The sequence below is a fragment of the Pseudomonas sp. BN102 genome (assembly GCF_029871245.1).
Taxonomy (GTDB): Bacteria; Pseudomonadota; Gammaproteobacteria; order Pseudomonadales; family Pseudomonadaceae; genus Metapseudomonas.
Genome location: NZ_SSON01000050.1, coordinates 74814 through 87629 on the forward strand (window position 1 = coordinate 74814; position 12816 = coordinate 87629).

At 67.5% G+C, this 12816-nt stretch carries 10 protein-coding genes; 2 read left to right on the top strand and 8 right to left on the bottom strand.

Features of this window, described 5'->3' with window-relative positions; all coding sequences use genetic code 11:
* Positions 1–5 precede the first annotated feature (5 nt).
* From E8F12_RS10225 to E8F12_RS10250, 6 genes are all read right to left on the bottom strand, one after another.
* Positions 6–803 (bottom strand): acyl-CoA thioesterase domain-containing protein, encoded by a 798-nt coding sequence (locus tag E8F12_RS10225; protein ID WP_280325126.1) that lies wholly within the window; start codon positions 801–803, stop codon positions 6–8.
* A 118-nt stretch (positions 804–921) separates the two neighbouring features.
* The gene (locus E8F12_RS10230; protein WP_280325127.1) at positions 922–1683 is read right to left on the bottom strand and encodes a CHAD domain-containing protein; all 762 of its coding nucleotides are present in this window, start codon (positions 1681–1683) and stop codon (positions 922–924) included.
* A 55-nt stretch (positions 1684–1738) separates the two neighbouring features.
* Entirely contained in the window at positions 1739–3724 is a 1986-nt protein-coding gene (locus tag E8F12_RS10235; RefSeq protein WP_280325128.1) for a DUF3488 and transglutaminase-like domain-containing protein, read from the bottom strand.
* Positions 3721–4668 carry a DUF58 domain-containing protein gene (locus E8F12_RS10240; RefSeq protein WP_280325129.1) on the bottom strand — a complete coding sequence of 316 codons (948 nt, stop codon included), beginning with the start codon at positions 4666–4668 and terminating at the stop codon, positions 3721–3723. The genes E8F12_RS10235 and E8F12_RS10240 overlap by 4 nt, the downstream gene beginning before the upstream one ends.
* On the bottom strand, positions 4668–5585 hold the full coding sequence (locus E8F12_RS10245) for a MoxR family ATPase (RefSeq protein ID WP_280325130.1): 918 nt from the start codon (positions 5583–5585) through the stop codon (positions 4668–4670). Before E8F12_RS10245 ends, E8F12_RS10240 begins: the two co-directional genes overlap by 1 nt.
* 150 nt (positions 5586–5735) lie before the next feature.
* Positions 5736–7700: a methyl-accepting chemotaxis protein gene (locus E8F12_RS10250; RefSeq protein ID WP_280325131.1), complete on the bottom strand. Its 1965-nt coding sequence runs from the start codon at positions 7698–7700 to the stop codon at positions 5736–5738.
* Between the two features lie 254 nt (positions 7701–7954).
* Between E8F12_RS10250 and E8F12_RS10255 the strand changes: the two genes are divergently transcribed.
* Positions 7955–10633 carry a cation-transporting P-type ATPase gene (locus tag E8F12_RS10255; protein ID WP_280325132.1) on the top strand — a complete coding sequence of 893 codons (2679 nt, stop codon included), beginning with the start codon at positions 7955–7957 and terminating at the stop codon, positions 10631–10633.
* A 35-nt stretch (positions 10634–10668) separates the two neighbouring features.
* On the opposite strand, the gene E8F12_RS10260 is transcribed toward E8F12_RS10255, so the two are convergent.
* Positions 10669–11277, bottom strand: a complete 609-nt coding sequence (locus E8F12_RS10260; protein WP_280325133.1) for a flavin reductase family protein — start codon at positions 11275–11277, stop codon at positions 10669–10671.
* 130 nt (positions 11278–11407) lie between these two features.
* Between E8F12_RS10260 and dusA the strand changes: the two genes are divergently transcribed.
* The gene (dusA, locus tag E8F12_RS10265; RefSeq protein ID WP_280325134.1) at positions 11408–12418 is read left to right on the top strand and encodes a tRNA dihydrouridine(20/20a) synthase DusA; all 1011 of its coding nucleotides are present in this window, start codon (positions 11408–11410) and stop codon (positions 12416–12418) included.
* Here the strand turns inward: dusA and E8F12_RS10270 are convergent.
* Positions 12388–12774, bottom strand: a complete 387-nt coding sequence (locus E8F12_RS10270; protein WP_280325135.1) for a hypothetical protein — start codon at positions 12772–12774, stop codon at positions 12388–12390. The genes dusA and E8F12_RS10270 overlap by 31 nt on opposite strands.
* Positions 12775–12816 lie beyond the last annotated feature (42 nt).

Below are 12816 nucleotides of genomic sequence, written 5' to 3' on the forward strand. Positions count from 1 at the left end.
AGGCCTCAGCCGAACACCACCACCGTCTGCCGGCTCAAGGCCACCAGCTCGCCGGTGGGCGTCCACAGGGCCGCCGCGGCATGGCCGTAACCGTCGCGGGCGTGCTCGATGCGCGCGCGGTACTTGCACCAGTCATGGGTATCCAGCGGCGCCAGCGGCTGGACGAATTCGATGGTCCAGGTCAGCGTGCTGCCCGGCGCGGGCGAAGGCAGGTGCGGCACCGTTGCCGGTGGCCAGGCGTCCACCAGGGCCAGCAGATGGGCCTCGGTCAGCGGCTCCCGCTCCACCGCGCCACGAAAGCGCACCCAGCCGCCCATGTCGCGCTCGCGGCTATTGGAGAACGGCAGACCACCGATGCTCCAGCGCATGGCCAGGTGGCGGGTGAATTCCGGAGTCACGCCCTGGATGAAGGGCAGCTCAAAGCAATCCTCGGGCGCCTTCATTTCCGGTGCGGGTTCGGCCTGCATCTGCACGACCGACTGACGCGAGCCGCCGAAGCTGCCCTGCACCAGTGCCACCGTCTGCCCTTTCTGCACCACCCGGCAGAATACCTGGCTCACCGCCTTGCCCTCGCGCAGCAGCTCGGCCTCGAAGCTCGCCGGCACTTCCGGCTCCAGTGGCCCGACGAAGGTAGTCGCCAGGGACCGCACCGGCCTGCCCGGCTCCACCTTGGCACGCATGGCCTCGAAGGCCAGCGCCGCCACCACACCGCCGAACACCGCTCGCCCCTGGCCCCAGGTAGACGGCACCACCAGTTCAGTGGGGTTGCTGCGTGCCGCCTGGATCATCTCGGAAAAGTTCATCTGGATTCCCTGTAGTCAAACGCTCAGCCGGCGATCTTAGGATATTGCCCTGGCCACTCGAAAGCCGCAGGGCAGCACTGCAGCGCCAAGGCGGAGGGGAGAACGGCCAAGCCGGCATTCAGGACAGGCGTCGCAGCAACTTCTCCAGCACCCGGTCCGAGCGCACCTCGGCGGCGTGCAGCGCCACTTGCCAGCCGCGCACCCGCGGCCGCAGGTCCGTTTCGTGCTCGGCTCGCGCAAGCCATTGGAAGTTGTCGTGCCACTTGCCCAGTGCCGATTGCGCCCCCACCAGCAGGCGCAGGGTCTTGGGCGGCAGCTCCATGAAGTCCGGGTAGGCTTCCAGGCTGTAACGCATGCGCTTGATCAGCAGCCGCAGGCGATGGCGGTCATGGGCCGGATCGCGTAGTGCCTTTTCCAGGCGGTCACGGTTCTTCGCCAAGGACTTGTCGACTCGTTGGCGCAGCCCCTTCAACAGCCCTTCGCGGTCGGACACCCGCATCAGGTGCGGCCAGGCCTCCAGCACCTGGAACAGTCGCACCAGCTCCGGCGCCAGGAGGAACTGGGCATAGCCGAGGTGTCGCGCCTTTTCGCGATCCACAGTCAGGCGATCCAGGTCGTGGCTGCGCAATTCGATGATCAGCACTTCCAGGTCGCGCAGCGGCCCGCTCAGGGTGGCCGGGTCGGCGGCGGCCTGCCTCAGCACGTCCGCCACGGGCATACCGCGCAGTGGCCGTAGCAGGCTGCGCAGACGTCGCGTCGCTACCCGCAGGTCATGCAGGGCCTCGTCATCGGTACCGGCGGCCAGACGTTCGACGCAGGCGTGCAGGCGCACTTCGAGACCAATGACCTGAGCGATCAGGTCGTCCAGCAATCTGGCCATCTTCAGGCTCTCCAGACATCAGGGGACGTGGGCGGCGTTATTCAAGCATGGCTCATCAAAGCAGCGCCCGCAGATGCCAAGGCAATGCCTTGCGCAAGGCGCGCAGAGGACCGGCGGCGTCGACCCTCTGCTGGCCGGCGTAACGACTGGCCTCGAAGGCGACCAGGAAGGCGCGGATTTGCGCCGCCTGTTGCGGCAGCTCGCGACAGGCGCGCTCGGCGAAGTCGCGCGGCCCTTCGCCTCGGCCGCGTAGCACACCAAGGCGCGCCAGCAAACGTTCGAAGGCCTGGTACTGGCGCAGCTGCGGATCGCGCTCGCGCCGCCAGGGGGCGAACAGGAAGAGCGCCAGGAAGGCGAGCAGCACTGCGCCGGCCGCCACCAGGCCGACGCCGAGCAACCGGCTGTCGATCGCACCGAACCAGCGCCGCACCAGCTGCACCTGCACCTCGCCCTGATAGCCGAGCACCCAGCGCTGCCAACCGTAGTTGAGCTCGTCCCAGGCCAGCCGCATCTGGTTCAACCAGGCCAACTGGCGGAAGCGCAGGGGCGACAGGGGCGAACCCTCGAGGAAGCTCCGTTCGCTGGCCAGGGCATCTTCCAGGCCGAGCTCGATACGGTTGGGCGCCACCTGGTAAGTGGGGTCGATACTGACCCAGCCGCGCCCCGGGCGCCAATACTCTACCCAGGCATGGGCGTCGAACTGGTGCACCAGCAGGTAGTTGCCAGCCGGATTCAGCTCGCCGCCCTGGTAGCCGGCCACCACCCGCGCCGGAATGCCGGCTGCGCGCAGCACGAAGGTCATCGCCCCGGCGTAGTGGGCGCAAAAACCACGGCGTGTATCGAAGAGGAAGGCATCGATATTGTCCGCCCCCAGGGGCGGCGGTCGCAGGGTGTAGACGTAGGGCTGGCGATTGAAGTGTTGCAGCACGGCGTCTACCAGTTGCTGCGGGTCGGCATGGCGCTGCTTGAGCTCATTCGCCCAGGCGCGGGTGCGCGGGTCGCCCTCAGGGGGCAGCTGCAGGGCACGGCGCAGCGACTCCGGATTGCCCTGGGGCTCGCGCAACGCTTGGGGCCAGGAGGTGACCTGGTAGAGCAGCGGCCGGATGATCTCGCCGCGCCGCTCCAGGCGGAAGTCGGCCATGGGCCGCACGCCCTCCTCGCTCGTCTCGGCCACGTCCAGAGCGAAGAGCCAGGACTTGCCGCTGGGCTGCATGACGATGCTGTAGCGCAGCGGCTCGCCCTCCTTGCGCCAGTCCGCCGGCGGGCTCTGCTGGGTGCCCACGGACTGCGACCAGCGGCGACCGTCGAAGCGTTCCAGGGTCAGGGCGCGCCAGTAGAGCTGGCTCGCGGGCGGCATCGGGCCGTCGAAGCTGGCGCGGAAAGCCAGTTCACCGGAGCGGCTGAGTTCGGCGATATCCGCCGGGCTCATGCTGTCGGACAGGCCGGTCACGCCCTTGTCATTGGGCAACGGCAGCGACCAAAGCGGCCCCAGCCGCGGAAAGAACAGGAACAGCAGCAGCATCAGCGGCACCGCTTGCAGCAGCAGGCTGCCGGCGGCCTTCAGCGGCACCAGGGGGCGCTCGGCGAAGCGGCTCTGCTGCAACCCCACCAGGGCCGCCAGCAGCGCGCAGAGGGGCAGCAGGCTGTATAGGGCAGCGAGCATGCCGTCGCTGAACAGGTAGGCGGTGACCTGGGTGAAGAAGCCCAACAGGATCAGCACCAGGGCGTCGCGCTGGCTGCGCATCTCCACCAGCTTGAGGATAAATATCGCCACCAGCAGCACCACGGCGGCATCCAGTCCCACCAGGCTGCCGCGGGAGAGGAATACCCCCAGGGCGGTGGCCAGGATCAGCGCTGCCTTGACCAGGCCTCCGGGATACCGCGCGCGCATGCGGAAGATCTGGATGCGCCAGCCGGCGCAGCCCAGCCACATGGCGATGATCCACAGCGGCAGGTGCGGCAGGTGCGGCAGTATCACCAGCACCTGGGCCACCAGCAGCCAGGTCAGGCCGATCCGGGTGATCGGCAGGCCGCTCTTCATCGCGACTCCCCGAACAGCGCCAGGGCGCGCAGGCAGCCCTCACGGTGGGCGTCGCCGGTATCCGGCCCCAGCTGCTGGGCACCCAGGCGCAGGCCGAAGGGCTGGCCTCGGGAGGTTAACTGCAGTACCCAATGGCAAAGCAGACCCAGGCGCTGTTCCAGGTCACCATCCAGTTGCTCCAGATCGAGCCAGATGTCACGCCCGGCCAGTGCGGCGAAATCCTTGACGAACAAGCCCTGGCCCCGGGAATAGGCCTTCCAGTGCAGGCGCCGGCGTGAATCCCCCGGCTGGTAGGCGCGCAGACCCTGGTAGTCGTCGGCCCCGGGGCCGAGTACATGCCGGCCTTCGTCACTGTCGTCTTCGCCATGCCCGGCCAGCAGCGGCAGGTCCCCCGCCCGCGGGCGCGGATAGACCAGCAGGGCCTGGTCCAGGTCGACCCAGCTCCAGGCCACCAGCAAGCCAAGGGGATAGCGGCTCTCCACGCGCAAGCGCCTGGGCCGCAGCCAGCCACGGCGCTGGGTGGGCAGGTGCAGCTCGACCGAACAGGCACCATCGGCCGGCACGTCCAGCAGCTGCAGGGCCTGCGGCGGCCAGCCCAGGGCGACGGCCTGGTGCCCGCGCCCGCCACTTTCCAATGTGACGTGGAAATGCGCCTGCTCGCCGAGGAACACCGGCGCGCCGCCTGCCGCCTTCAGGTTCAATCCGGACAGGTTGCGGAAGGTGTGCAGGATGGCCACCAGGAACACCGACAGCAGCAGGAAGGTCAGCGCGTAGGCCAGGCTGTTCTGGTAGTTGATGGCCACCAGTAGCATGGGCACCAGCGCGACGCCGAAGGCGACACCGGCGCGGGTCGGCAGGATGAAGATCCGCCGCTGATCGAGGCGCACCTGGCTGGCCGGCGGAATGCGCCTGGCTAGCCAGCGGTCGACCTGGACCTCCAGCATCAGAGCGCCGGAACTTCGCGCAGCAGCCACTGCACCAGCGCCCCGCCGCCGTGGCCGGACGGGTCGGCGCGCTCGCGCAAGCGGTGGCCGACCACCGAAGGCAGCACGGCCTGGACGTCCTCCGGGATCACGTAGTCGCGACCGGCCAACAGGGCCCAGGCGCGAGCGGCCGATAGCAATGCCAGGCTGGCACGCGGTGACAGGCCCCAGGCGAACTGCGGCTGGCTGCGCGTGGCGTCCACCAGCCGCAGCACGTAGTCCACCAGGGCATCCCTGGCGACCACCTTGGGCACCTCAGCCTGGATCAGGCCAAGTTCAGCATGGCTGAAGACAGGTTCCAGGCGCGGCAGCAGCTCGCGACGCGCCTCGCCCTGGAGCAGTGCCTTCTCTGCCGCTCGCGCCGGATAGCCGAGGGACAGGCGCATGAGGAAACGATCCAGCTGGGACTCGGGCAGGGCGAAGGTGCCGCCCTGGCTGACCGGGTTCTGTGTTGCGATGACGAAAAAGGGCTCCGGTAGCGGGCGAGTAGCGCCTTCGATGGTCACCTGGCCTTCTTCCATGGCTTCCAGCAGCGCGCTCTGGCTCTTGGGCGTGGCGCGGTTGATCTCGTCGGCCAGCACCAGCTCGGCGAATACCGGGCCGGGGTGGAAGACGAACTGGCTGCTGTTCTTGTCGAACACCGAGGTGCCGAGAATGTCCCCAGGCAACAGGTCGGAGGTGAACTGGATGCGCTGGAAGCTCAGCCCCAGCACCTTGGCCAGGGCATGGCCGAGGGTGGTCTTGCCCATGCCGGGCAGGTCTTCGATCAGCAAGTGCCCGCGGGCCAGCAGGCAGGTCACGGCCAGGCGTACTTGCGGCTCCTTGCCCAGCAATACTTGGTTCACGGCGTGCAGGCAGGCATCCAGTTTGGTTCGCATTCGTCGCTCCCTGTGCAATGCGCCGATGCTACTGGCCGGCCGGGCAATGGCATAGCGCCCGGCAAACTTTACTTATGAAAACTGTGGGACAGGTCCTAGGACGGAGAAAGGGCCTGGGACTGCTCCGCGCGGAAAATAGGTGCCGCGGCCCTACAACCGAAAATGCCCCGCCATCCCCTGCAGTTCCTGCCCCAGGCGGGCCAGCTGGATACTCGACGAGGCGGTCTCGTCCATGGCGGTGGCCGACTGGTCGGCGATGTCGCGGATATTGGTGACGCTGCGGTTGATCTCCTCGGCCACCGCGCTCTGCTGCTCGGCCGCCGCGGCGATCTGCTGGTTCATCTGGTGGATCAGGGTCACGGCTTCGGCGATACCGGCCAGGGCTTCTTCCGTCTGGTTGGCGTCCTGCACCGTCATGTCCACCAGGCTGCCGCTTTGCTGCATGTGCTCCACCGAGCTGCGCACGCCTTCGCGCAGGGTCGCGATCAGCCGTTCGATCTCGGCAGTGGACTGCTGGGTCCGCCTGGCAAGCGCCCGGACTTCATCGGCCACCACCGCAAAGCCACGCCCCTGCTCGCCGGCGCGGGCCGCTTCGATGGCGGCATTGAGCGCCAGCAGGTTGGTCTGCTCGGCCACATTCTTGATCACGTCCAGCACGGTGCCGATGCTCTGGGTGTCCTGGCTGAGGCGCTGGATGCTGCTGGTAGCCTCCTCCATGGCGTGAGCCAACTGATTGACCCGTTCCAGGGTCTGGCGCACCACCTGGCCGCCCGTGCCAACGCGCCGGTCCGCGGACTCGGTGGAAGCTGCCGCGGCCTCGGCATTGCGCGCCACCTCCTGGACGGTGGCGGCCATCTGGCTCATGGCGGTGGCCACCTGATCGGTTTCCTCCTTCTGACCATTCACACCGATGCGGGTCTGCTCGGTGACGCTGGACAGCGCCTGGGCCGAGGCGGAAATCTGCGCCACCCCGCCCTGCAGGCGGCCGACCATGTCCCGCAGATTGCCGGACATGCCCTGCATGGCCTCCATCAGTTGGCCGATCTCGTCGCGGCGCTGCACCTCGATGCTGGCGCTGAGATCACCCTCGGCTATCTGCCGCGCCAAGCCGATCACCCGGCGCAGGGGCCGGACGATCAACAGGCTGATCAGCGCCGTGGCGGCAAGGCCGATCAGCAGGGCCAGGGCCGCCGCCAGCAATATCAGCAGCGAACTCGCGTCCTGCTGGGCACGCATATCAGCCTTCTGAATTTCGTAGGCCCGCTCCACCGACCGCACCACGCGCTCGGCCGCGGCGGCCAGGTGCGCATATTCCTGGCGCTGCTGCTCCAGGATGGCGGTGTATTCCTTGAGGCGCTCGTTGAAGGAGTCGACGTTGCCGATCACCTCGGTGAGCACGGCGGCGTAGCCGGGGTCCTGCATGGCATCGCGCAGTTCGGCGGCGAGCTTCTGCGCATCCCGGGCTTCCTGGATCTTCGGCGTGCCCGCTTCACTGGCGCTGCGGCTCTGCTCGAGGCGCAGGCGGGCCTGGTTCAGGGCCTGCAGGAGCAGCTGGTAGACACGGCCGATCTGTCCGCCCTGAGTCACCAGGTCCGCGCCCTCGGCACCTTGCGAGCTTTTCAGCAGGTCGACGCCATCTTCGTTCAGGCCGCTCTGCAGTACGTCGAGGCTGTTGGACGCGCTCACCACCAACCAGTTGGCCGCCTCCAGGGCGAGGCGCTGGTTATCGCTGAGCTCCACATAGCGGTCGAAGGCGCCGCGATACTCGGCCATGGCCTGGGTGACCTCGCCCAGGGCCACGCGACCGGGGCCGGACAACTGCGCGGCAAGGGTTTCGCTGCGCGCGACTATGGCCTCGGCCTGCTGGCGCAGCGCTTCGGCCCGCTTGGCATCGGCGGTGAGGGCATAGTCCTTCTCCGTGTGCCGGATCATTAGCACATCGCTGCTGATGGCGCGCATTTCCTCCAGCAGGCTGGCCCGGGCGTCCACCGCGCGCAGTGCGGTGAAGCCGGTTGCCGCCACCACCAGGGTCAGCGCCAGCACGATGCCAAAGCCCAGCATCAGCTTGTTGGCGGTGCTCAGGCTGGCCAGCCTACGTTGCAAGACAGTCCACATGCTCCAACCTCCCCACAAGGCGACTACCGCATGGACGCGATCCGCTTCCCGGAAGCGTCGACCATAGGAGCAGCGCAATACTGGCGACAAGCCATAGTCGCGCCGCCGCACCCACCGATGCTGTTTTTGGTTAACTGGAGGTCGCTTTTGAATGCTTTCCAGCTTTCCTACAGGAGTCTAGGAACTGACCCAGGCCAATAACGGAGTCGACTGAAAGAACTAGGCTTGCCCTTGGATTCGCCATGGAGGACGACATGAGCGCCCCATCCCCCACCCATTGGCACGCCCAGTCCATCGAAAGCAGCCTGCAGCAGCTGGACAGCGGGCCCGCCGGCCTGGATCCGGAAGAGGCCGAACGCCGCCTGGCCAGCTTCGGCCCCAACCGCCTGCCGGAGCGAGCCAGCGCCGGGCCGCTGAAGCGCTTCCTGCTGCAGTTCCACAACCTGCTGATCTATGTGCTGCTGGCGTCCACTCTGGTCACCCTGGTCCTGGGCGAATGGCTCGATTCCGCGGTGATCTTCGGTGTGGTGCTGATCAACGCCGTGGTCGGCTTCATCCAGGAAGGCAAAGCCGAACACGCCATGCGCGCGATCCAGAAGCTGCTCACCCTGGACAGCCGGGTCAAGCGCAGTGGCGAAGTGCGCCAGGTGCCCGCCGAAGAACTGGTGCCGGGCGACCTGGTGCTGCTGGAGGCCGGCGATCGGGTGCCGGCGGACCTGCGCCTGCTGGAGACCCGCGACCTGCGTATCGAAGAAGCGGCGCTCACCGGCGAATCCGTGCCCACCGACAAGGGCAGCCAACCCGTCACCCAGGACGCCAGCCTGGGCGACCGCCACAGCATGGCCTACTCCGGCACCCTGGTGAGCGCGGGCAGCGGCGTCGGCCTGGTGGTCGCCACCGCCGGCGAGACCGAACTCGGACGCATCAGCCACCTGCTGGGCACGGTGGAGCAATTGCAGACGCCATTGCTGGCGGACATGGCGCGCTTCGCCCGCCAGCTCACCCTGATCATCCTGGTGCTAGCGGTGGCCACCTTCGCCTTTGGCATCCTGCTGCGCGGCTACAGCGCCGAAGACATGCTGATGGCCGCCGTGGGCCTGGCCGTGGCTGCCATCCCCGAAGGCCTGCCGGCGGTACTGACCATCATCCTGGCCCTGGGCGTGCAGCGCATGGCCCGTCGCCGATCCATCATCCGTCGGCTGCCGGCGGTGGAAAGCCTCGGCGCAGTGACCGTGGTCTGCTCGGACAAGACCGGCACCCTGACCCGCAACGAAATGACCGTGCAGCGCATCTACACCGCTGCCCGCCGCTTCGAAGTGGCAGGCGTGGGATACGCCCCGCAGGGCGATGTGACGCCCACCGGCGACCTGGCCCATGACCTCCATGAACTGGCTCGCGCCGGCCTGCTGGCCAACAGCGCCAGCCTGTGCGAGGTGGACAGCCAGTGGTGCATCACCGGCGACCCCACCGAAGCGGCCCTGCTCACCCTGGCCGGCAAGCTGCAGCTGGATGCCGAGGACGAATCCGCCCGCCTGCCACGGGTGGACGCCATTCCCTTCAGCTCCGAACGCCGCTACCTGGCCAGCCTGCACCGGGATACCGATGGCAGCGGCGTCATCTACCTGGTAGGTGCGCCGGAACGCTTGCTCGAAGTCTGCGACCAGCAATGGCGCGATGGCGCCGTCGAGCCGCTGGACCCGCGGGTCTGGGACGAGGTGCTGGGCGAAGGTGCAGCGGCTGGCCTGCGCATGATCGGCCTGGCCCGGCGCGCGGCCGGGGAGCACCAGCATGAACTGGATCATGCCGACCTCGACAGCGGCTTCATTCTCCTCGGCCTGGTGGGCATGCTCGACCCGCCGCGGGAAGAAGCCATCCTCGCCATCGAGGAATGCCACAGCGCCGGCATCCACGTAAAGATGATCACCGGTGACCATGCCGCCACTGCCGCTGCCATCGCCGAGCGCCTCGGCCTGCCAGGCGGCAACCCGCTGACCGGCGCCGACCTGGATGACCTCAGCGACGCCGAACTGGACGCCCGACTGAAGGAAACCAGCGTGTTCGCCCGCACCAGCCCGAGCCACAAGCTGCGCCTGGTGGAGCGCCTGCAAGCCATTGGCGAACGGGTGGCAATGACCGGCGATGGGGTCAACGACTCTCCCGCTCTCAAGCGCGCCGACATCGGCATCGCCATGGGCATCAAGGGAACCGAGGCGGCCAAGGAGGCGGCGCAGATGGTCCTGGCCGACGACAACTTCGCCACCATCGCCCACGCGGTGGAAGAAGGCCGCACCGTCTACGACAACCTGAAAAAATCCATCCTCTTCATCCTGCCCACCAATGGCGCCCAGGCCTTCGTCCTGCTGACAGCCATCCTGCTTGGCCTGACGCTACCCATCACCCCGCTGCAGATCCTCTGGGTGAACATGATCACCGCCGTCACCCTCGCCCTGGCGCTGGCTTTCGAGCCCGCTGAGGACGACCTCATGCAGCGCCCGCCCAGGGACCCGAAGGCGCCGCTGCTGTCGGGCGAACTGCTGTGGCTGATCCTGTTGGTATCGGTGCTGCTGACCCTGGCCAGCCTCGGCCTGTTCATCCATGCCCAGCAACTCGGCTGGAGCATGGAAGCCAGCCGCACCCTGGCGGTGAACGCCTTGGTATTCGGCGAGATCGGCTACCTGTTCAGCAGTCGGCGCCTGAACGGCCCGGCGCGCTTCAGCCTGCGTGACAACCCCATGGTCTGGGGCATGGTCGGCCTGATGGTACTGCTGCAGTTGGGCTTCACCTACGTGCCGGCGTTCCAGGCGCTGTTTGGCACCAGCGGGCTGGGCCTGGCGGGCTGGACCTGGTGCCTGGGCACAGCAGTGGTCACCTGCGCCGTCGTCGAAGTCGACAAGAAGCTGCGCCGCTACTTCGCTGGAAGGGAGCAGCGCTAGTCAGCCGCAATCCTCCGACCGGGGCATGGTGCTGCTCAGCCGGGCCGCGCCATGCTGAAGGTCTCGCGGGTCCGCGCATAGGCACTTCCGCCCAGGCGCCCCACCAGGTCCAGGCGCTGGGGATCCACCCGTCCGGCCTCGGTCAGCACCTCGTCGTCAATATGCGCCAGCAGCACCTCGGCGAACACCATGTGGCAATTGGGATTAGCGCGGGGGTAAGGCTGCACTTCCACCAGCCGGCACTCGAAGGCCACGGGCACGCCCTTGACTCTGGGCGCCCCCACCCGCAGCGAAGGCTCGCAGGCGATGCCACAGTTCTCGAACTCACTGACGCCATGGGGCAACCAGGCCGCGCTGGCATTCATCGCCTCGGCCTTGCCGAAGGACACCAGCTGGATCACCAGCTCGCCAGTCTCCTGCACATTGCGCAGGGTGTCTTTCAACTCACCACCATCGCGGGTAGTGACGTTCACCATCAGGGTCGGCGGATCGTCGCTGATCACCTGGAAAAAGCTGAAAGGTGCCAGGTTGCTGACCCCGTCCTTCGACAGGGTAGACACCCAGGCGATGGGACGCGGCGTAACGGTAGAGGCGAGCCAGCGGTAGGCATCCAGCGGGGCTAGCTGGGTGAAATCGAGCTGCATCGAAAAGCTCCGGCGGGACGAAAATGGCGATTATGCCTTGGCGAGGGGCGGTCGGGGCAGGCAATGCCGCTTCCTGATAAACTACGCCCCTTTCATGCCAGCCGGCGCCGCAACGCAATAGTCACCGCAGATGAACCAACCGCAACGCCACCTCGTCACCGCCGCCCGCCCCGCCCTGTCCCGCCGCTTCTCCGTGGCGCCGATGATGGATTGGACTGACCGTCACTGCCGCTTCTTCCTGCGCCAGCTGTCGCAGCATGCCCTGCTCTACACCGAAATGGTGACCACCGGTGCCCTGCTGCATGGGGATCGGGCGCGGTTTCTGCGCCATGACGAGGCGGAGCATCCGCTCGCGTTGCAGCTGGGCGGCAGTGTGCCGGCGGACCTGGCGGCCTGCGCGCGAATGGCGCAGGACGCGGGGTACGACGAGGTGAACCTGAACGTCGGCTGCCCCAGCGACCGGGTACAGAACAACATGATCGGCGCCTGCCTGATGGGACATCCGGCGCTGGTGGCCGATTGCGTCAAGGCGATGCTGGATGCAGTGGACATTCCGGTGACGGTGAAGCACCGGATTGGCATCAATGGCCGTGACAGTTATGCCGAGCTCTGCGATTTCGTCGGGCAGGTGCGCGAGGCCGGTTGCCGCAGTTTCACCGTGCATGCGCGCATCGCCATCCTCGAGGGCTTGTCTCCCAAGGAAAATCGCGAGGTACCCCCTCTGCGCTACGACGTGGCGGCGCAGCTGAAGCGGGACTTCCCGGACCTGGAGCTCATCCTCAATGGCGGTATCAAGACCCTCGACGAGTGCCGGGAGCACCTGCAGATCTTCGATGGCGTAATGCTGGGTCGCGAGGCCTACCACAACCCCTATCTGCTGGCAGAGGTGGACGCCGCGCTGTTCGGCGGTGCCGCTCCGCAGATCGGTCGCGCCGAAGCGCTGGAGGCCATACGCCCCTATATCGCGCGTCATCTGCAGGAAGGTGGGGTGATGCATCACATCACCCGCCACGTCCTCGGCCTGGCCCAGGGGTTCCCAGGCGCCAGGCGCTTCCGCCAGTTGTTGTCGGTCGACGTGCACAAGGCCGCCGACCCGCTGGCGCTACTGGATCAGGCTGCGGAGCTGTTGCGCGGCCGCTGAGGCGAGATCGCCGCTTCCCAGGCCGGCGCCAGGCAGAAACGGCTGCCGCCCTGGGCGACCACCAGGCCACCTTCCACCATCCGCCCCAGCACTTGGCGCACGCTGGCCAGGGACAGCGGTTCGCCGGCCTCCACCAAGTGCTCATGCAGAAGACGGCTGGATAAACCGCCCCCCTGGAGCGCGGCCAGGCAGAGGATTTCCAGCACCTTGAGGCGCGGCATGCTGGTCTTCAACCCTGCCTGCTGCAGCATTCGGCGCAGCTGGCGGTGATCCACGCCCGACAGGCTCTCCTCGACCATCAGGCAGACTGGCTGCTGGGCAACGGGCTTGGCCCGTGGCAAGGCATGTACTCGCATCAGATTCTCCTTGTTGATCAATGGCTCGCGTGACGCGAGGCC

What these genes read in the sequence shown, in the direction of transcription:
- E8F12_RS10255 (WP_280325132.1), top strand. Translation starts at nt 7,955, where the DNA reads ATGAGCGCCCCATCCCCCACCCATTGGCACGCCCAGTCCATCGAAAGC.
- dusA (WP_280325134.1), top strand. Translation starts at nt 11,408, where the DNA reads ATGAACCAACCGCAACGCCACCTCGTCACCGCCGCCCGCCCCGCCCTG.
- E8F12_RS10225 (WP_280325126.1), bottom strand. Translation starts at nt 803, where the DNA reads ATGAACTTTTCCGAGATGATCCAGGCGGCACGCAGCAACCCCACTGAA.
- E8F12_RS10240 (WP_280325129.1), bottom strand. Translation starts at nt 4,668, where the DNA reads ATGCTGGAGGTCCAGGTCGACCGCTGGCTAGCCAGGCGCATTCCGCCG.
- E8F12_RS10250 (WP_280325131.1), bottom strand. Translation starts at nt 7,700, where the DNA reads ATGTGGACTGTCTTGCAACGTAGGCTGGCCAGCCTGAGCACCGCCAAC.
- E8F12_RS10230 (WP_280325127.1), bottom strand. Translation starts at nt 1,683, where the DNA reads ATGGCCAGATTGCTGGACGACCTGATCGCTCAGGTCATTGGTCTCGAA.
- E8F12_RS10235 (WP_280325128.1), bottom strand. Translation starts at nt 3,724, where the DNA reads ATGAAGAGCGGCCTGCCGATCACCCGGATCGGCCTGACCTGGCTGCTG.
- E8F12_RS10245 (WP_280325130.1), bottom strand. Translation starts at nt 5,585, where the DNA reads ATGCGAACCAAACTGGATGCCTGCCTGCACGCCGTGAACCAAGTATTG.
- E8F12_RS10260 (WP_280325133.1), bottom strand. Translation starts at nt 11,277, where the DNA reads ATGCAGCTCGATTTCACCCAGCTAGCCCCGCTGGATGCCTACCGCTGG.
- E8F12_RS10270 (WP_280325135.1), bottom strand. Translation starts at nt 12,774, where the DNA reads ATGCGAGTACATGCCTTGCCACGGGCCAAGCCCGTTGCCCAGCAGCCA.